We start from the raw sequence: 19,446 nt of genomic DNA on the forward strand, positions 1-19,446 counted from the left end.
TCTCTCCTTTAATTTTTATTTAAAAGTTCATAAATTTCTTCTGATGAATCGCTAGAAAGAATTTTATTTAATAATTCTTGATTTCCTAATACATCCATTAACTCTGCTAAAGACGATATATGAGATTTATTGTCTTTAGCTGCTAGAGCTATGACAAGAGTTACAGGATCATTTTTTTCATGTCCAAAGTTTATTCCCTTTTCTAAAGTTATAAGTGACATACCTGTTTTATTTACACCATCTTCAGGTCTTGAATGAGGCATTGCAATTCCTGGAGCTATAACTATATAAGGTCCTAGTTCTTTAACTTTATTTATCATGGAATCTATATATTGTTCTTCAATAAGTCCTTCTTCTAACATTAAATTCCCAGCAACTTTTACTGCATCTTGCCAAGTGTCTACATTTAAATTTGTTGCAATTGTATTTTTGCTAAAAAGATCTTTTATCATTTTTTCACCTCCCTACTGAATAATTTATATATGATATCAGTGCTTTGACTATTTTCTAAAATATTGGAATTTACTTTATCAGATAATATTTCTAATATTTTAGTTAAAGTTTCTATATGATTATAGTTATCTGTTGCACTGAGCATAATTATTGTATGAATAGGATCATTTACCTTGTGGTTAAACTTAACTGGTGTTTTTAACTTAGTTATAGATAAACCAGTTTTGAGTGCACCATCTTCAGGTGATGAATGGGGCATTGCAATACCAGGTGCAATTACCATATAAGGTCCATATTTTTCTATCCTTTTGATAATACTATCTATATATTCTTCTGTTATATATTTGAAATGGATTAATGGTATTGACGCCTTTTTTATAGCATCTATCCAATCTTTAGCCTCTATATTGACTTGAATTAATTTTTTAGGAAGTAATTCAAATCGTGATTCAATATTTGAATTTTGTGAATCCATAAATCTATTTACATTATTTAATAAAGTAGATATATCCCATTGAAGCCCTTGCATATTTTTTATTTCACAATGTTCAGATATTATATTAATAAGATCAATAACAATTGAACTACTTGTATAACTTAAATATTTATGACTTCTTTTATAATTCAAATAAGATGAAAGTAAATCTATATCTTTTGCATCAAGTAAAGGGCTTACTAAAGCTACTGGTTTATCTACATTTTCAATTGGAATTGTAGATATTATTAAATCAAAATCTATATTATCCTTGTACTTGTTGACGTTTTCATGTGAAAGAATATTTACTATTTTGAAATTTTTGAAATGAGATTTTAATTTTATAGATAATAATCTGGAAGTTCCTATTCCACTTCCACAAACTAATAGTATCTTTGTATATTCTTTAGGATGTATAGATTGTGATTCTATAGCTGCTCCAAAGTGCATTGTTATATAAGCAATTTCATGCTCTGTAACTTTTATATTGAAACTTTCTTCTAAAAACTCTGAAGCCTTGCTAGATGCTAAAAATATATCATTATATTTGTTTTTTATTTCTGTTAGTAATGGATTTTGTAGAGGCTTATTAAACATTAATCTATTAATAGTTGGATTTAAATGTATATATAAATCTCTTTTTAGCCTATTAGTATTTTCTATTTCTATATTTAGCTCAGTTTCAACACTTTCTATCATTTGATCTATTACTAATGATAATAAGCTATTTTTCTCAAAATATTTTTCATTATCTTCTACATCACTTAATTTTGATGCAATAATATGAAGTGTAATATATGCTATTTCTTCTTTTGGAATTTCAATATTATAATATTGAGATAGCTTTTGAGATAGTTTACTTGCTACAATATATTCACTTTTATTCATCATTTCTTTCAGTTTTGGATTATTAATTGAAATAGCTTGATTAGATGATATTCTTTCAACTGTTAATCCAATATGAAATAAAAGACTATTAAACCCTTCATAGCTAAATTTTATTTCCAATAAATCTTCAACTTCACATAGCATATTTTTTATATATTCGAAATCTATTCTTGGAAACCAATCTTTAAGGTAATCAATATAGTTTTTAGAATCATTTGATGTGTCTTTACGACGATTATATGGTATAGCAAGTGATTTCAATAAGGTTGCTATTGCTTGTCTTTTATCTTCTTCTTTGCCTTCTATAACCATACCAAATCCAGTTTTTCTTATTATCTTGATATTAAATTTATTTAGCCAATCTTCAACATAATTTAAATCATTATATATGGTAGTTATGCTTACAAACATTTTTTCAGCTAATATAGAAAATGTTAAAGGCTTATTAGACTTCAATAATTCAAGTAATATAACATCTCTTCTTTCTTCAGGAGATAATACATATTCATAATAATTAGAATGAGTAAAATGTTTTCTTAATTCATTTAATTCACCACCAGCTATATTTAGCTTAATACCTTTTCTAGGCACTCTTATTAACATAGGAAAATCGTTAGAATCTAACCATATGTCAATGGAATCTAAGTCATATCTAATAGTTCTATTACTTGTTTTCAATTTGTGAGCTAGTTGTTCTATTGTTGTAAATTTTTTATTATTAATTAAGATATTAATAATCTCTTTTTTTCTTTCATCTAACATTTTTTGCTCCTTTCTGACTTAAATATTATTCTTAGTATATCTCCATATATTAAATATACCAGAAAAAATATAAAAGGGATATTTGATAAATTTTCAAATTATATGTGGCAAAATTAAAAATGATATTGTTTGCTATTTACATTTAGGGGTAAAATATTTAGCATAATATAATGTTAAAAGGAGATGTTAATATGTCTGATTTAACGGAAAATAAGAAGAATTATTTAAAGAAATTAACTACAGATAGTGGTATTATAAATGCACTTGCTATAGATCAAAGAGGTTCATTAAAAAAGATGCTACGAAAAACTGGTGGAGATGTGGAACAAACTATTAAAAAGTTCAAAAAAAGTGTATCTAAAGAACTTACTCCTTATGCATCAGCTATTTTACTAGATCCAGAATATGGATGGGATGCAGTAGGTACAAAAGATAATAAAGCTGGACTTTTAATGGCATATGAAGAAACTGGATATGATGCATCAGAAGAAGGAAGATTGCCTGATCTTTTACCAAATTACTCTGTTAAAAGATTAAAAGAAAATGGAGTAGATGCAATAAAAATTCTTTTATATTATGATAAAGATGAAGGAGAACATATAAATGATATAAAAAAATCATTTGTAGAGAGAGTTGGTTCTGAATGTATAGGTGAAGATATTCCATTTTTCTTAGAAATAGTAACATATGATAAAGATATAAAAGATGTAAAGGGAACAGAATATGCAAAAATCAAACCTGAAAAGGTAATAGAATCAATGAGAGAATTTTCAAATGAAAGATATAATGTTGATGTATTGAAAGTAGAAGTACCAGTAAATATGAACTTTGTTGAAGGATATTCTGATTCAGAATATGTTCATACTAAAGAAGAAGCAAAAGAGTATTTTAAAGCTCAAAGTCAAGCAACAAATCTACCTTTTATCTTTTTAAGTGCTGGAGTTACTATTGATTTATTTAAAAAGACTTTAATACTTGCAGGAGAATCAGGCTCTAAATTTAATGGAGTATTATGTGGTAGGGCTACATGGAAAGACAGTGTAGAAATATTTTCAGACCAAGGTGAAGAGCAAGCAGAAGTTTGGCTCCAGACAACAGGAAAAATCAATGTAGTAGATTTAGATACAATACTTGAAAATCATGCTACACCAATATCTGATTTAATGTAATAGAAGAAATGAAGGTTCAAAGTGGGATAGATATAGTATATACAATAGGTCTTTTGTTATTATAACTAAATCAATAGGGTATAATTAGTATTAGACATATTGCGAAATAAAGCTTATAATAACTATGGAACTAAAACGATAAAGTTATCGATAAAGGAGGAAACATTTTGAGTAAAATTGATAGTAAAGTAATTAATAGTATAAGATTTATGTCTATGGATGCAGTTCAAAAGGCTAACTCTGGACATCCAGGACTTCCTATGGGTACAGCAACTATGGCTTATACACTTTGGAGTAACCATTTAAATGCAAGTAAAAATGATCCTAATTGGGCAGATAGGGATAGATTTGTATTATCTGCAGGACATGGTTCAATGTTACAATATTCACTATTACATTTATTTGGATATGATGTAAGTATGGATGATATAAAAAACTTCCGTCAATGGGGTTCTAAAACACCAGGACATCCTGAGTATGGTCATACTGAAGGAGTAGAAACTACTACTGGACCATTAGGTCAAGGGATTGCAAATGCTGTAGGAATGGCTATGGCAGAAAAAAGACTTGCAGCTGAATTTAATACAGATGATATGACTATAGTAGATCATTATACTTATGTTATAGCTGGTGATGGAGATATGATGGAAGGGGTAGCAAGTGAAGCTTGCTCACTTGCAGGACATCTTAAATTATCTAAGCTAATTGTATTATATGATGATAATAAAATTACAATAGATGGAACAACTGATATAGCATTTACTGAAGATGTAGGTAAAAGATTTGAAGCATATGGTTGGGAAGTATTAGAATCTAGAAATAGTGAAGATATTGAAGAGTTAAATGATTTAATTGAAATGGCTAAAAAATCAGACAAACCAACACTTATAAAGGTACCTACTACAATAGGATATGGTTCCCCAAACAAGTCTGGTCAATCTGTAGCTCATGGCGCTCCTCTTGGAGATGATGAAATTAAACTTACTCGTGAAAATATGAGTTGGGAACATGAACCATTCTTTGTACCAGAAGATGTATATACTCATATGGAAAGAATAATCGATGAAAAAGATGCTAAGAGAAAAGAATGGAATGAAAAATTTGCTGAATATAGAAATAAATATCCTGAACTTGCAGAAAAGTGGGATAGATGGCATAGTTTAGAAATACCTGAAGAGTTATTAAATGATGAAGAGCTATTTAATTTTGATAAAAAAATAGCTACACGTGCAGCAGGTGGAAAAATAATAAATATAATAGCAAAGCATATGGATAATTTATTTGGTGGTTCTGCTGATCTTGCAGGATCAAATAAAACTACTATGAGTAATTCAGGTGATTTCCAAGATGAAACTCCAGATGGAAACAATATAAACTTTGGAGTACGTGAACATGGTATGGGAGCAATACTTAATGGTATATCTTTACATGGTGGATTTAGAACATTTGGAGCAACTTTCCTTATATTCTCAAATTATATGAGACCAACTATAAGATTATCTGCTCTAATGAATCAACCTGTAGTATATGTGTTTACACATGACTCAATAGCACTTGGTGAAGATGGTCCAACTCATCAGCCTATAGAACAATTAGCTGCTCTTAGAACTATACCAAACACTAAAGTATTTAGACCAGCTGATGCAAGGGAAACTGCTGTAGCTTGGATTGAAGCACTTAAGAATACAGATGGTCCATCAGTTCTTGCACTTACTCGTCAAGGTTTACCAATACTTGAAGATGTTGAAGGAGCTCATAAAGGTGGTTACATTGTAGATAAAGAAAAAGGAAATTCACCAGATGTAATCCTTATTGCAACTGGTTCAGAGGTATCTCTTGCAATGGATGCAAAAAAAGAACTTGAAAAAGATGGCATAGATGCTAGAGTAGTAAGTATATTATCTTGGGAATTATTTGATAAACAAGATGAAAATTATAAAGAAGAAATATTACCAAAAAATATTACTAAAAGAGTTTCAATAGAAGCAGGAACTACTTTTGGATGGCAAAAATATATAGGTTCAGAAGGAAAATCTATTGGAATAGATAGCTTTGGTGCATCAGCTCCAGGACCTGAACTTATGGATAGATTTGGATTTAATGTAGGTAATGTAGTTAAAACAGTAAAAGAAATAATGTAGTCATACTTGGAAAAATAAAAACACTTAGGAAAAACTTCTAATTTGAAGTAAATTCCTAAGTGTTTTTTATTTTGGATAAAAAATAGTCTTAAATATTTCTTGAATAATATGAAAAGTATGATATTATAAAAGTGTGGTATATACCAATCATATAGGAGTGATTATATGGAAGTAAATTTAGATTTAGATGTAAACAAAGAGGAATTTTTTGGGTTTATTTATGAATCAATTATTAAGGACATAGAAGAAAATACAGGTAAAAATTTATCTAAAGAAGATATTATTCAAGGTTATAAATATGATAAAAAACTCAAGAATAAGCTTGGTAGAGCAGGAGATGTAGAGGTTACTATATTAGAATTTGATCCATATAAAAAGTATGTAGCAGAATTTAAAAGTAATCAAGGAAAAAATATAATTTCATACAATATAACTGATTTAAATAATGGAAAAATAAATGTTACATATTCTGAAGAGTATATTGCACCTGACAAATTGAAAAGTTGGAATTTTAAATTAATGAATTTTTTCTATAAGAAAAAAAGTGTGGAAAGAGCGGAATCTATTTTAAAAAATATTGAAAGATATATTAAGAATAAAGAAGAGGAGATGTATATATGATAAACTTAGGTATTTCAATTTATCCAGATAAATCAAGTATTCAAGAGGACTTAGATTATATTGACTTGGCTGGAAAATATAATGTTAAAAGAATATTTACTAATTTACTTGGTTTAGGGGATAAATCAAAAGATGAAATAAAAGAGGAATTTAGCATTAGAATAAATCATGCGCATAAATATAATATAGAGGTAATTGTAGACGTAGCACCTTATATATTTGATGAGTTAAATATTTCATATGATGATTTATCCTTTTTTAATAAAATAGGAGCTGATGGTATAAGATTAGATGAAAGTTTTGATGGGAATAAAGAAGCTATTATGTCATACAATTCATATGGATTAAAACTTGAATTTAATGCAAGTGGCAATATAAATCATCTTGAAAATATTTTAGGATTTAAACCTAAAAAAGAAAAAATAATATCTTCACATAATTTCTATCCACAAAAATATACTGGTTTAGGACTAGATTACTTTATAGAAAATAGTAGAAAAATTAAAGAAAAAGATATTGAATTATCAGCATTTATATCAAGTAATAGTAAAGGAGCATTTGGTCCTTGGGATGTTAATGAAGGATTATGTACTTTAGAAAGCCATAGAAATCTACCTATCGATTTACAAGCTAGACATTTAATAGCTACAGGATTAATTGATAATGTAATAATTGCTAATTGCTATGCTACTGAAGATGAATTTAAATCTTTATCAAAGATAGTAGAAGGTAAGGTTAATTTTAAAGTAAATAAAGAATATGAATTATCTGAAGTGGAACAAAGTATACTTTATGATGATGAACATTTTGCACGTGGGGATATAAGTGATTATATGAGAAGAAGTTCTATGACTAGAATTAAATATAAAGATAATGATATAAAACCACAAAATACTCTTGATTTAAAAAGAGGAGATGTAGTTATATTAAATGATAATTACACTAGATATAAAGGGGAACTTCATATAGTATTAAAAGATATGCCAAATGATGGTAATAAAAATGTAATAGGAAGAATACTTGAAGATGAATTATTTTTATTAGACTATTTAAATTCATGGGATAAATTTACAATAATAGACTAGATTTAAAGGAGATATATTTAACCTTGAAAACACCAATATATATACAAATCAAAAAAAAGATACAAGAAGAAATTAAAGATAAAAACTCTAATGATACAATTGAATCTGAAAGAGATCTTTCAAAGAGATTAAATGCTAGTAGAATGACAGTTAGGAAAGCTATAGATGAGCTTGTAGAGGAAGGATTTTTATATAGAAAGAAAAACAAAGGGACATTTGTATCTGATAAATCTCTTTGGAAAAAGAATACTTCTGTTACAAACTCAGAAGATGAAAAACTAGAATATAGGCTTATAAATTTTGATGTTAAATATAGTATAAAAGATGATGTGTTATCCCCTTTAAAACTAAATGATAATGATTCGTTTTCTATAATTAGAGCTATAAGAGTGGTTCTTAAAGATAAAAAGCCTCAAAATGTAGAAGAATTTTATATTATTAGAAACTTTATTGATGAGAGAAATATAAATAAATTTAATAAGTTACTTGATTTAAATGAGTATTTAAAAGACAGTACAATGATACAAAAATTTATACCAATGACTGTACCAACTAAATATGCTTATACTCTTAATTTAGATATAGGAACACCTATTATTATGATTGAAGGTGTAGTCAGCACTAAAAGTGGAAAGCCTTATATATACTATAAGTCGTACAATAATCCTAAAGAGAAAACAATAGAAATTACAATTTAATAAATAACTGCTATTTGAAATAAAAATGTTTACATTTTTGAAATGATATGGTATATTATATATATAGTGGTATATACCATAAAAAAGGAGGGATTAAATGATTAATATTTTATTAGTTTGTTCAGCAGGCATGTCAACAAGTGTTTTGGTGAAGAAAATGCAAGAATCAGCAGATCAGAAAAATATTGAAGCAAAAGTTTGGGCGGTAGGAGATGCTGAATCACAAGAAGAGTCAAAAAAAGCAGACATAATATTATTAGGTCCTCAAGTTCGTTATCTAGAATCAAAGATAAAACAACAGGTAGATAACAAAAAGCCTGTTGCTGTAATTGATATGTTAGTATATGGCACTATGAATGGTGAAAAAGCTTTAGATAATGCCTTAGAAGTTTATAACAATTTTAATAAATAGGGGGTATAACAATGGATGGATTTACTCGATGGATGGAAAAACATTTTTTACCTATAGCAGCAAAAATAGGTTCACAAAGACATTTAGTTGCAATACGTGATGCATTTATAGGTATTATGCCAATTACCATGGTTGGTTCAGTAGCCGTTTTATTAAATGTATTCTTTAGAGATTTACCTACAGAGTGGGGTGCTACAGGTTTCGTTGAAGCAATGTCACCTATCATTGCGATAAATGGAAATGTGTGGTTTGGTTCTATAGCTATTATAGCTTTAGTATTTGTATTTTCATTAGGTTATAATATAGCTAAAAGTTATGGCGTAAACCCACTTGCAGGTGGTGTAATATCGTTTTCATCACTTATAGTAACTTTACCACAAACTGCAAATTTCTCATATGCACTTCCAGGAGTAAGTGTTGAAAATTTAGATGCACTTACAAAATTAGGAGTTCAAGCACAAGTAGTAGGAGAAAATCTTAATCTTGATGTAGCTGGCTGGGGATATATTGGTCTTTCTTATGCTGGAGCAGCGGGATTATTTACAGCACTTATAATAGGATTTTTATCATCAATGATTTACGTAAAATTAATGTTAAGAGGAATTACTATAAAATTACCAGATTCTGTACCTTCAGCAGTTAATAAAGCGTTTGCAGCAATAATACCAGGTATAATTGCTGTATATGTTGCAGCAACACTTGGTTATTTATCAGTTACTTACTTAGGATTTTCAATCAATGATTTAATATTAGAATATATTCAAAAACCTTTACTTGGTTTATCACAAGGTTTATTTAGTGTTATACTTGCAACATTCCTTATCCAAGTATTTTGGTTCTTTGGTTTACATGGTCATAATGTACTTGCACCAATTATGGATGGAGTTTATTTACCAGCTCTTATTACAAATACAGAAGCATATGAAGCAGCTCAATCTGCAGCAGATTTACCATATCTTTGGACTAGAGTATCATTTGATGCATATGCACAAATGGGTGGTTCAGGTATAACCCTTGCATTAATTATTGCAATATTCATGTTCTCAAAGAAAAAAGATTCAAAAGCAATTGCAAAATTAGGAGCGCCAATGGGAGTATTTAATATAAATGAACCTGTAGTGTTTGGTATGCCTATAGTATTAAATCCATTCTATATTATACCATGGCTAATAATTCCACCAATTACTGCAACAATTGCTTATGTGCTTACAGCAATAGGATTTATACCTCCTACATTTGTAGCAGTTCCATGGGTAATGCCTGTAGGAATACTTGCATATCTTGCAACAGGTGGTAGTTGGCTTGCTGGGTTAGTTTCAATATTCAATTTATTTGTTGCATTTGTAATATGGTCACCATTTGTTATGTTGGCAAATAGAGTAAAGAAAACTGACCAAGAAGATAAACAAACAGCATAAATAGTATAAAAAAGACTCTGGATTCAGGTAACTTTTTGGTTACCTGATCTGAGTCTTACTTTATTTAGAAAGGAAGATAAATATGGGAGAGTTAGAAATGATTTATTTTGAAATAATATCTGCAGTAGGAACTGCAAGATCACTTTTTATTGAAGCTATAGGAAAAGCAAAAAGTGGAGATTTTAAAGGAGCAGAAGAAAAAATAAAAGAAGGTAATGAACTTTTTTTACAAGGACATAAATCACATTCAAAACTTATACAAAAAGAAGCTAGTGATGAGAAAATAGAATTTAGTTTGATATTAGTACATGCAGAAGATCAAATGATGAGTGCTGAAGCTTTTAAAATATTATCAGAAGAATTTATAGATGTATATAAACGTATAGAAGAAGGTAAATAAGATGAATAAATGGCATCTTTTTATAGTTTCTATAGGATTACTTTTTATTGCAACAAGTCCTATGTTTGTAAATCAAAATCTGAATATAATAATGGGTTTAATAACAATAGGTATAGGTGTAATTTTAATTATAAAAAACAGAAAAGGATGATTTAAATGTTGAAATTTCCTGATAAGTTTTATTTCGGGAGTGCAACTTCTGCTACTCAGTCGGAAGGTAGCTTTGAAGGTGATGGAAAAGGTAAAGATATATGGGATGAATGGTTTGAAGTTGAGCCAGAAAAATTTTATGGTGAAGTAGGTCCAAAGGTAACTACAGCTATGTATAAAAATTACAAAGAAGATATAAAGCTGTTAAAACAAACAGGTCATAATTCATTTAGAACATCAATTAGTTGGGCAAGACTATTTCCTAAAGGTTATGGTGAAGTAAATAAAGAAGCAGTAAAATATTATAAAGATTATTTTAAAACATTAAAAGAAAATGATATAGAACCATTCGTGAATTTATTTCATTTTGATATGCCTATGGAATTACAAAAGATAGGTGGATGGGAAAATAGATTAGTAGTAGATTATTATAAAGAATATGCAAAGACTTGTTTTAGTTTATTTGGTGATATAGTTAAAAGATGGTTTACATTTAATGAACCTATAGTTCATGTAGAATGTGGATATTTAAATCAATATCATTATCCTATGAAAGTAGATGCAAAACTTGCAGTACAAGTAGGCTATCATACAGCACTTGCAAGTGCATATGCAATAAAAGAATTTAAAGAAAGTAAAATTGATGGAAAAATAGGTATAGTTCTGAATTTATCTCCTGCATATTCTAGAAGCGATAATAAAGAGGATTTAAAAGCAGCAGAAATAGCAGAAGCCTTTCAAAATAAAAGCTTTTTAGATCCTGCAATTAAAGGTGAGTTTAATGAATTATTAGTGAGCTTAATTAAAAATCATGATTTAATGCCTGAATATGACAGAGAAGATTTAGAAATTATAAAAGAAAATACTGTAGACTTTTTAGGTGTAAATTACTATCAGCCTGTAAGAGTAAAGGCAAAAGAACATCTTCCAAATCCTAATGCACCATTTTTACCAACATATTATTTCGATTTATATGATATGCCAGGTAAAAAAATGAATAAATATAGAGGCTGGGAAATTTATGAAAAAGGGATATATGATATAGCATTAAATATTAAAAATGAATATGGAAATATTGAATGGATGATAACTGAAAATGGTATGGGGGTTCAAGCTGAAGATAGATTTAAAAAAGATGGAATTATAGAAGATGATTACAGGGTAGATTTCTTTAAAGGACATTTAAAATGGCTTCATAAAGGGATAGAAGAAGGATCTAATTGCATAGGTTATCATATATGGACCCCTATTGATTGCTGGTCTTGGTTAAATGCATATAAAAATAGATATGGATTAATTGAGTTAGATTTAGAGACACAAGAGAGAACAATAAAAAAATCAGGATATTGGTTTAAACAATTAAGTGATAACAAAGGATTTGAACTTTAATAGAAAGGTAGGGTAGGATGAATAAAAATTTAAAAGTAGTAGTAATAGGAGGAGGTTCATCTTATACTCCTGAGCTTATAGAAGGATTTATAAAAAGATATGATGAACTAAAAATAACAGAGTTACACCTTGTAGATATAGAAGAAGGAAAAGAAAAATTAGATATAATATACAATCTATCAAAAAGAATGATAGAAAAAGCAAAATTACCTATAAAAATATTTCAAACATTAGATAGAAAAAGTGCAATAAAAGATGCTGACTTTATAATGACTCAAATAAGAGTTGGAGGATTAGATGCAAGAGTATTAGATGAAAGAATACCGCTTTCCCATGGGATAATAGGACAAGAAACAAATGGTGCAGGAGGAATGTTTAAAGCACTAAGAACAATACCAGTAATACTTGATATAGTAGAAGATGTAAAGAAATATGCTAAGAAAGATGCATGGCTTATAAACTTTACAAATCCTGCAGGAATTGTAACAGAAGCAATATATAGATATACAGACTTTGATCGTGCAGTAGGATTATGTAATGTTCCAGTAAATATGAAAAATCAATTTGCTAAGATTTTTGATGTAGATGAGAAAAGAGTAGAAATGGATATAGTAGGGTTAAACCATCATTTCTTTGTAACAGATATATTTGTAGATGGAAAATCATCTATTAAAGAATTACTAGATAAATATATAAGTGGAGAATTACAAGAAACTCCTAGCATGAAAAATATAGAAAGCTTACAATGGTCAAAATCACTAATAAAATCATTAAAAGCAATACCAAATCCATACTTAAATTATTATTTTATGACAAAAGAACAATTACAAAAACAAAAAGAACAATTTAAAGAAAATGATGTAAGAGCAGAAGCAGTAAAAGAAATAGAAAAAGATTTATTCAGAGAATATTCAAATCCAAATCTTCATGAGAAACCTAAGAGACTTGAAGAAAGAGGGGGAGCTTATTATAGTGATGCAGCATGCTCACTTGTAAACTCCATAGTAAATAATAAAAAAGATATACAATATGTAAATGTATTAAATAGAGGATCGATAATTGATTTTCCTTATGATTCAGTAATAGAAGTAGCATCAATTATTACATCAGATGGACCAAAGCCAATGAATTATGGGAAAATACCATATAAATTAAATGGAACACTCCAAACAATAAAGACATTTGAAAGAATGGTATGCGAAGCAGCAGTAAAGGGAGATAAAGACTTAGCAGTAGCAGCTCTTACACTTAATCCATTAGTAGATTCAGATAGTGTTGCAAATGAAGTGTTCGAAGAGATGTATAAAGCACATAAAAAATATTTACCACAGTTTAAATAATAGTTTAGTTTTAGGTAATTAAAAAATTGGTTAGAAATTTCAAATTTCTAACCAATTTTTTAATTATTTCACTATATTTTTAGGACTACCTTTTAAAAATGAAATTGTATTATCAAATGCTATTTTAGCTCTTCTTATCATAGCTTCTTCAGTAAAATATGCTATATGTGGAGTTAAGACAATATTCTTTGCATATAATAAAGGATAATCTTTTGGAAGAGGTGGTTCCATATCAAATACATCTATACCTGCACCTGCTATTTTATCTTCATTTAATAAATTAGCTAATGCTTCATTATCAATAATAGGGCCTCTTGCACAATTTATAAGTATAGCATTTTCATTTATTTTCTTTAGTTTTTCTTTGTTTAAAAATCCTCTTGTATTATCATTAAGTGGTAAATGAACTGAAATTATATCACTTGATGATAAAAGCTCATCTAATGAAACATATTCGATACCTAATTTTTTAGCCTCGTCTTTTTCTGTTCTACTATAGGCTCTTAATTTTGCACCAAATGCATTAAATAATTTGGCAGTTCTCATTCCAATATTGCCAGTACCTATTATGCCTACAGTTTTATCTTTTATTTCTTTTCCTATTAAAGGACTTGAATCACTAATTTTTCTATATATATCTAAAGTAAGACCTATTGCAAGTTCTGCAACTGCTTGATCAGAATAACCTGCTGCATTACAAACTTTTATATCTTTTTTATGTGCATCATCTACTGCTACATGATCTACTCCAGTAAAAGCTACATTTATAAGTTTTAAGTTATCCATTTTATCTATAACTTCTTTAGGATAAGGATTGTTTGCAATCATAACAATATCAGCATCTTTACTTCTTTTAATTAGCTCATCATTGTCTGTAGTTTTTTCATCATAATAGACGAACTCATGTCCTAATTCTTTAATTGGTTCTGATAATTCTTTAATTAATTCATTTGAAACATTTAAAGGTTCTAGTAATTTAACTTTCATTTTAAACCCCTTTCTCCAATATGTATTTATGTTATAATTTAATTATATACTACTATGTTAATGGATACAATGTTGAGACTATGGACGGTTATCAGTCTCATTAAATAAAAAAATTATTAATTAGGAGAGTAAAAAATGAGTGATATATTATTTTTAGATAGTGTATTTAAAGAGAAAATATGGGGTGGAAATAAATTAAAAGAATATTTTAATTATGATATTCCATCTAATAATACAGGAGAATATTGGGCAGTAAGTGCTCATTCAAATGGTGATTCAATAGTTAAAAATGGAGAATATGAAGGAGAAAGTTTAAGTTGGATTTGGGAAAATAAAAGAGAATTGTTTGGTAATATAAAAGGTAATGAGTTTCCACTTCTTACAAAAATAATAGATGCAAATAGAGATCTTAGTGTACAAGTTCATCCAAATGATAAATATGCAAAAGAACATGAAAATAGCTTAGGAAAAACTGAATGTTGGTATATAATTGATTGTGATCAAGATTCAGAATTTGTATTAGGACATAACGCAAATACAAAAGAAGAAATGAGACAAATAATAGATGAAGGTAATTGGGACAGACTTCTTAGAAGAGTTAAAATAAAGCCAGGAGATTTCTTTTACATACCAGCAGGAACAGTTCATGCAATAGGTAGTGGAACTATGATACTTGAAACTCAGCAATCAAGTGATATAACCTATAGATTATATGACTATGATAGGTTGCAGGATGGAAAACCTAGGGAACTTCATATCGAAAAAAGTATAGATGTAACTAAAATACCTCATGAAGATGCTAAGAATAATCCCACAATAGAAAAAATAAATAACAATGTAATAAAAAATTTAATAGAAACAGAGTATTTTTCAGTATATAAATTAGATATAAAGAGTAATTTAAAGATGAATCAAGACAAGCCTTTTATAATAATGAGTGTTTTAAAAGGTAAAGGGAATATTGATGGAATAAGTATAGAAAAAGGAGATCATTTTATAATTCCATATAATTATGGTGAGTTTATATTAGATGGAGATATGGAGATTATTTATTCTTATGTATAAAACAAAAATTAACTAAAATATAAAAGGGTGGGTTTTAATACCTCACTCTTTTTTGATTTATCAGAATTAATTAATAATTTCCTTTGTATATAGGAAATATAATGTCTATCTATATTTAAACGATATACATATAATTAAGTTAAGAGGAGGAAATAATATGGAAAAATTATTAAGTACTCGTCTAAATAAAATATTAGATAAACTCATAAATTCAAATGAATATTTAACAAGTTCTTATTTAGCGAAGCTGACAGGAGTATCATCTAGAACTATTAGAAGTGATATAAAAGAATTAAATGAGTTTCTAAATCCATATAATACGAAAATTATTTCAGTAAAAGGAAAAGGTAGCAAATTAGATATAAAAAAGAAAAAACAATGTAAAAAATTATTGGAAGATATTTCTACTAGGGAAGAGTTAAAATTAAATACTATACCAGATTTTCCTCATCAAAGGGTAGTATATATTATAAAAAGGTTATTAGCCATTAACGTACCTATAACACTTGAAAAATTAGGTGATGAACTATATGTAAGTTTATCCACTATAAAGAATGATTTAAAAGTAGTAAAATCAACCCTAAAAGATTATAATTTGAAAATAATTGTTAAAGAAAACAAAGGTATAATGATTGAAGGAAAAGAAATTGATAAAAGATTTTGTATTTCTCAATATGTTTTAAATAGAGAAAATATAAATAAAGATATAATTTCTGACAGTTATAATAGTAAGATTTCAAAATTTAATAATATGGATTGGAAGTTTATTGAAAATATATTACAAAAGGAATTAGTTCAGCAAGAATTTTACTTGGCTGATATTGCTTTTAATAATCTTATAATTCATATTGCTATAGCTTTAGAAAGAATAATATTAGGTAACTTTGTACCATTAGAAGACAAAAAAATCGAAAAATTGAAAAATGAAAAAGAATATTATATAGCAGAGAATATAGTTAAGATATTAGAAGATATTTTCGAAGTTAATATACCAGAATCAGAAACATGTTATATAACTATGCACTTGCTAGGGAGTAAACTACTAGAAAAAGATGAAGAAAAAGAACTACTACATTTAATAGATAATCAAATTAAAAGTCTGATTTCTAAAATAATAAATGAAATAAAAAATAAATTAAATATGGATTTCAATAATGATAATAAATTGATATATAATTTAGCATTACATCTAAAACCAGCACTTCATAGAGCAAAGTATAATATGAATATCAGAAATCCATTAATAAATGATATAAAAAACAAATACCCTTTAGCTTTTCAAATTGGTATTATTGCTACAAATGTTATCAAAAGAGAAACTAATTACATAATAAATGAAGATGAAATTGGTTATATAGCTATGCATTTTGGTGGAGCATTAGAGAGGAAAAAAAGATATAGTCAAAAAATAAAAAATATAGCTATCATTTGTTCTTCAGGTATGGGGACTGCTAATTTATTATTAGCAAAACTTAAAAATTCACTTAGTATAAATGCAAATTTCATAGGAACATATCCTTTACATGAGTTAGATAGAGTAAAAAATATAAAGCCTGATATAATACTCACTACTATACCTATACAAGAAGAAATTGGTATACCTGTGATTTTAGTTAAAACAATATTGGATGATGAAGATTTAATATATATAAGAAATAAAATAGAAAATCTATATAAGGATACAGGATCACAAAAGAGTTTGGAAAATCTTTTTAAAGAAGATTTATTTTTCACAAATTTAGATTTTAAAAATAAAGAGGATGTAATTAAGTTTTTAACTAACCAAATGACTTCTGGAGGATATATAAATAGTGATATTCAAAAATCAATATTTCAAAGAGAGCAAGTATCTTCTACAGCAATTGGTAATTTAATAGCTATACCCCATCCTTTAAAAGCTACTAATATAGAATCTTCAGTTTGTGTTGGTATATTGAAAAATTCTATTGAATGGGAAGAAGATAGGAAAGTGCAATTAGTATTAATTTTAGTTTTATCTAAAAACATGACAAATTCTTTTGAAAGATTATTTAATACAATATATAAAGCAACAAAGTCATCTGCTCATGTATCTCAATTGATAAATTCAAAAAAATTTAAAGAATTTTATAGTAAATTCACAACAGAAAAGGAGGAGCAGAATAAATGGAATTAAGTTTAACTGAATTAATAAATGAGGGTTTAATCAATAGAAAATTTCATGGAACGACTAAAGAGGAAGTTTTACAAGAAGTTGTGAGAATGGTTGACTATGATAATAGATTAGATTCAAAAGATTTATATTATGAAAAAATCTTAGAAAGAGAGGAGGAATTTACTACAGGTGTAGGATATGGAATAGCTATACCTCATGCAAAAACAAAGGCAGTAATAAAACCAACTATAGTTATATTGAAGCTATCTAAAGCTATAGATTGGGAATCTTTAGATGGTAAACCTGTGGATTTAGTAATTGGTCTTGCAGTACCAGAAAAAGAAGGCAATAATACACATCTTAAAATTATATCGAAATTATCAATGAAATTAATGGAACAAGATTTTAGACAAGATTTAAAAAATGCTAAAAGTGATAAAGAAGTATTAAAATTAATGGAAAACATTTTCAAATAAAATGAAGAGAGGAAGATGTAATATGAAAATAGTAGCAGTTACAGCATGTCCATCAGGAGTAGCTCATACATTTATGGCAAAAAAAGCATTGGAAGATGCTGCAAAGGAATTAGGACATAACATAAAAGTAGAAACACAAGGAGCTATGGGGATAGAAGATGAATTACCCACAGATGCAATAAATGAAGCAGACGTAGCTATACTTGCAATTGATGCTCATATAGCAAAGATGAGTAGATTTGATAATTTAACTAAAATAGAAGTATCTACTAAAAAAGTACTTAAAAATGCTAAAAAAGTAATAGAAAAAGCAGAGTCGAAAGTAAAATAAGAAGGAGATGAAATCATGGATAAATTTAAAAGACATTTAATGACAGGTGTTTCATATATGATTCCTTTTGTTGTAGCAGGAGGTATATTATTATCAATTGGAATTATATTAGGAGAAGAAGGATTCATCGCTGAAAAATTAGTGAATATAGGAGTATGGTCTCTTCAATTAATGGTACCTGCAATAGCTGGATTTATTGCATATTCTATAGCAGATAGACCAGGAATTACAGTAGGTTTTGTAGGTGGAGTTATGGCAAGAGAATTAGGTACTGGATATATTGGTGGTATATTAATTGGTTTTTTTGCTGGATGGATAGTAAATAGATTAAAGAAAATTCCAATTCATAAAAGTTTAGCAGTAATAAAGCCTATTATGATAATTCCAGTTTTAGGTGTAGCATTAACAGCAGTGGTTATGTATTTAATATCAATACCATTAACACCAGCTATGACTGGACTTGAAAATTGGTTAGTATCATTAAAAGGAGCAAATTTAGCAATTTTAGGATTTATAATAGGAGCTATGATGGCATTTGATATGGGTGGTCCTGTAAACAAAGTTGCATTAGCATTTGCATATGCAACTTTAGCAGAAGGTATATATGAACCAATGGCAGCAGCATGGGTAGGAATAATGGCACCGCCTATAGGTCTTGCAATTGCTACAGCAATTAAACCTAATAAATTTACTAAGGCAGAAAAAGCAAATGCTATACCTGCAGCATTTATGGGTTCTTTAGGAATTTCAGAAGGTGCTATACCATATGCAGTAACTACTCCATTTAAAGTAATACCATCTATTGTAATTGGTACAGGTATAGGAGCAGCTGTATCATTAGTATTAGGAGCATCATCTACAATACCGGCAGCTATTGGGATTTGGGCATTACCTTTAGTGAATAATCCAATTAGTTGGTTAATAGGGTTTATTGTAGGAGTAGTAATAATTGCATTATCAGTAGCATTTTTAAGAAAAGAATCTGATATAGAAAAAGATCAAGAAGGAGCAGAATTTAATTTAATGGGATAAAATATGATCCATCCTCTAGG

At 28.0% G+C, this 19,446-nt stretch carries 19 protein-coding genes; 16 read left to right on the plus strand and 3 right to left on the minus strand.

Annotated features, from left to right (window positions below; all coding sequences use genetic code 11):
- Nucleotides 1–8 precede the first annotated feature (8 nt).
- Both E0D94_RS03450 and E0D94_RS03455 read right to left on the minus strand, forming a co-directional pair.
- Nucleotides 9–452: a PTS sugar transporter subunit IIA gene (locus E0D94_RS03450; RefSeq protein ID WP_130805906.1), complete on the minus strand. Its 444-nt coding sequence runs from the start codon at nt 450–452 to the stop codon at nt 9–11.
- Entirely contained in the window at nt 449–2,578 is a 2,130-nt protein-coding gene (locus tag E0D94_RS03455; RefSeq protein WP_130805907.1) for a BglG family transcription antiterminator, read from the minus strand. Before E0D94_RS03455 ends, E0D94_RS03450 begins: the two co-directional genes overlap by 4 nt.
- A gap of 191 nt (nt 2,579–2,769) precedes the next feature.
- On the opposite strand from E0D94_RS03455, the gene E0D94_RS03460 reads away from it, so the two are divergent.
- The 11 genes from E0D94_RS03460 (at nt 2,770) to E0D94_RS03505 (ending at nt 13,401) form a co-directional block, all read left to right on the plus strand.
- The gene (locus E0D94_RS03460; RefSeq protein ID WP_130805908.1) at nt 2,770–3,747 is read left to right on the plus strand and encodes a tagatose 1,6-diphosphate aldolase; all 978 of its coding nucleotides are present in this window, start codon (nt 2,770–2,772) and stop codon (nt 3,745–3,747) included.
- Between the two features lie 164 nt (nt 3,748–3,911).
- Nucleotides 3,912–5,888, plus strand: a complete 1,977-nt coding sequence (gene tkt, locus E0D94_RS03465) for a transketolase (protein WP_207289703.1) — start codon at nt 3,912–3,914, stop codon at nt 5,886–5,888.
- A 165-nt stretch (nt 5,889–6,053) separates the two neighbouring features.
- Entirely contained in the window at nt 6,054–6,509 is a 456-nt protein-coding gene (locus tag E0D94_RS03470) for a DUF3284 domain-containing protein (protein WP_130805910.1), read from the plus strand.
- Complete coding sequence (locus E0D94_RS03475; RefSeq protein WP_130805911.1) at nt 6,506–7,594, plus strand: DUF871 domain-containing protein; 1,089 nt, start codon at nt 6,506–6,508, stop codon at nt 7,592–7,594. Before E0D94_RS03470 ends, E0D94_RS03475 begins: the two co-directional genes overlap by 4 nt.
- A 23-nt stretch (nt 7,595–7,617) precedes the next feature.
- Nucleotides 7,618–8,292, plus strand: a complete 675-nt coding sequence (locus E0D94_RS03480) for a GntR family transcriptional regulator (RefSeq protein WP_165442848.1) — start codon at nt 7,618–7,620, stop codon at nt 8,290–8,292.
- Between the two features lie 97 nt (nt 8,293–8,389).
- Nucleotides 8,390–8,704 (plus strand): PTS sugar transporter subunit IIB, encoded by a 315-nt coding sequence (locus E0D94_RS03485; RefSeq protein WP_130805913.1) that lies wholly within the window; start codon nt 8,390–8,392, stop codon nt 8,702–8,704.
- Nucleotides 8,705–8,715: 11 nt separating this feature from the next.
- Complete coding sequence (locus E0D94_RS03490; protein ID WP_130805914.1) at nt 8,716–10,122, plus strand: PTS sugar transporter subunit IIC; 1,407 nt, start codon at nt 8,716–8,718, stop codon at nt 10,120–10,122.
- Between the two features lie 82 nt (nt 10,123–10,204).
- The gene (locus E0D94_RS03495) at nt 10,205–10,522 is read left to right on the plus strand and encodes a PTS sugar transporter subunit IIA (protein WP_130805915.1); all 318 of its coding nucleotides are present in this window, start codon (nt 10,205–10,207) and stop codon (nt 10,520–10,522) included.
- Nucleotide 10,523: 1 nt separating this feature from the next.
- Complete coding sequence (locus E0D94_RS14710) at nt 10,524–10,673, plus strand: hypothetical protein (protein WP_165442849.1); 150 nt, start codon at nt 10,524–10,526, stop codon at nt 10,671–10,673.
- 5 nt (nt 10,674–10,678) lie between these two features.
- Complete coding sequence (locus tag E0D94_RS03500) at nt 10,679–12,061, plus strand: glycoside hydrolase family 1 protein (RefSeq protein WP_130805916.1); 1,383 nt, start codon at nt 10,679–10,681, stop codon at nt 12,059–12,061.
- 17 nt (nt 12,062–12,078) lie between these two features.
- On the plus strand, nt 12,079–13,401 hold the full coding sequence (locus tag E0D94_RS03505) for a 6-phospho-beta-glucosidase (RefSeq protein WP_130805917.1): 1,323 nt from the start codon (nt 12,079–12,081) through the stop codon (nt 13,399–13,401).
- 63 nt (nt 13,402–13,464) lie between these two features.
- On the opposite strand, the gene E0D94_RS03510 is transcribed toward E0D94_RS03505, so the two are convergent.
- Nucleotides 13,465–14,388 carry a 2-hydroxyacid dehydrogenase gene (locus E0D94_RS03510; protein WP_130805918.1) on the minus strand — a complete coding sequence of 308 codons (924 nt, stop codon included), beginning with the start codon at nt 14,386–14,388 and terminating at the stop codon, nt 13,465–13,467.
- Between the two features lie 135 nt (nt 14,389–14,523).
- On the opposite strand from E0D94_RS03510, the gene manA reads away from it, so the two are divergent.
- The 5 genes from manA to E0D94_RS03535 all read left to right on the plus strand — a co-directional run bounded on the left by manA (nt 14,524) and on the right by E0D94_RS03535 (nt 19,426).
- The gene (manA, locus tag E0D94_RS03515; protein ID WP_130805919.1) at nt 14,524–15,453 is read left to right on the plus strand and encodes a mannose-6-phosphate isomerase, class I; all 930 of its coding nucleotides are present in this window, start codon (nt 14,524–14,526) and stop codon (nt 15,451–15,453) included.
- A 157-nt stretch (nt 15,454–15,610) separates the two neighbouring features.
- Entirely contained in the window at nt 15,611–17,608 is a 1,998-nt protein-coding gene (locus tag E0D94_RS03520) for a BglG family transcription antiterminator (RefSeq protein WP_130805920.1), read from the plus strand.
- Entirely contained in the window at nt 17,599–18,063 is a 465-nt protein-coding gene (locus E0D94_RS03525; protein WP_130805921.1) for a PTS sugar transporter subunit IIA, read from the plus strand. The genes E0D94_RS03520 and E0D94_RS03525 overlap by 10 nt, the downstream gene beginning before the upstream one ends.
- Before the next feature lie 22 nt (nt 18,064–18,085).
- Nucleotides 18,086–18,394 (plus strand): PTS fructose transporter subunit IIB, encoded by a 309-nt coding sequence (locus tag E0D94_RS03530; protein WP_130805922.1) that lies wholly within the window; start codon nt 18,086–18,088, stop codon nt 18,392–18,394.
- A 15-nt stretch (nt 18,395–18,409) separates the two neighbouring features.
- Nucleotides 18,410–19,426 carry a PTS fructose transporter subunit IIC gene (locus E0D94_RS03535; protein WP_130805923.1) on the plus strand — a complete coding sequence of 339 codons (1,017 nt, stop codon included), beginning with the start codon at nt 18,410–18,412 and terminating at the stop codon, nt 19,424–19,426.
- Nucleotides 19,427–19,446 lie beyond the last annotated feature (20 nt).

Source organism: Senegalia massiliensis, from assembly GCF_900626135.1.
Taxonomy (GTDB): Bacteria; Bacillota; Clostridia; order Tissierellales; family SIT17; genus Anaeromonas; species Anaeromonas massiliensis.

Bases quoted from the DNA above. Each gene is read 5' to 3' on its own strand.
- E0D94_RS03450 (WP_130805906.1), bottom strand. From the start codon at position 452: ATGATAAAAGATCTTTTTAGCAAAAATACAATTGCAACAAATTTAAAT.
- E0D94_RS03455 (WP_130805907.1), bottom strand. From the start codon at position 2,578: ATGTTAGATGAAAGAAAAAAAGAGATTATTAATATCTTAATTAATAAT.
- E0D94_RS03460 (WP_130805908.1), top strand. From the start codon at position 2,770: ATGTCTGATTTAACGGAAAATAAGAAGAATTATTTAAAGAAATTAACT.
- E0D94_RS03470 (WP_130805910.1), top strand. From the start codon at position 6,054: ATGGAAGTAAATTTAGATTTAGATGTAAACAAAGAGGAATTTTTTGGG.
- E0D94_RS03475 (WP_130805911.1), top strand. From the start codon at position 6,506: ATGATAAACTTAGGTATTTCAATTTATCCAGATAAATCAAGTATTCAA.
- E0D94_RS03485 (WP_130805913.1), top strand. From the start codon at position 8,390: ATGATTAATATTTTATTAGTTTGTTCAGCAGGCATGTCAACAAGTGTT.
- E0D94_RS03490 (WP_130805914.1), top strand. From the start codon at position 8,716: ATGGATGGATTTACTCGATGGATGGAAAAACATTTTTTACCTATAGCA.
- E0D94_RS03495 (WP_130805915.1), top strand. From the start codon at position 10,205: ATGGGAGAGTTAGAAATGATTTATTTTGAAATAATATCTGCAGTAGGA.
- E0D94_RS14710 (WP_165442849.1), top strand. From the start codon at position 10,524: ATGAATAAATGGCATCTTTTTATAGTTTCTATAGGATTACTTTTTATT.
- E0D94_RS03500 (WP_130805916.1), top strand. From the start codon at position 10,679: ATGTTGAAATTTCCTGATAAGTTTTATTTCGGGAGTGCAACTTCTGCT.
- E0D94_RS03505 (WP_130805917.1), top strand. From the start codon at position 12,079: ATGAATAAAAATTTAAAAGTAGTAGTAATAGGAGGAGGTTCATCTTAT.
- E0D94_RS03510 (WP_130805918.1), bottom strand. From the start codon at position 14,388: ATGAAAGTTAAATTACTAGAACCTTTAAATGTTTCAAATGAATTAATT.
- manA (WP_130805919.1), top strand. From the start codon at position 14,524: ATGAGTGATATATTATTTTTAGATAGTGTATTTAAAGAGAAAATATGG.
- E0D94_RS03520 (WP_130805920.1), top strand. From the start codon at position 15,611: ATGGAAAAATTATTAAGTACTCGTCTAAATAAAATATTAGATAAACTC.
- E0D94_RS03525 (WP_130805921.1), top strand. From the start codon at position 17,599: ATGGAATTAAGTTTAACTGAATTAATAAATGAGGGTTTAATCAATAGA.
- E0D94_RS03530 (WP_130805922.1), top strand. From the start codon at position 18,086: ATGAAAATAGTAGCAGTTACAGCATGTCCATCAGGAGTAGCTCATACA.
- E0D94_RS03535 (WP_130805923.1), top strand. From the start codon at position 18,410: ATGGATAAATTTAAAAGACATTTAATGACAGGTGTTTCATATATGATT.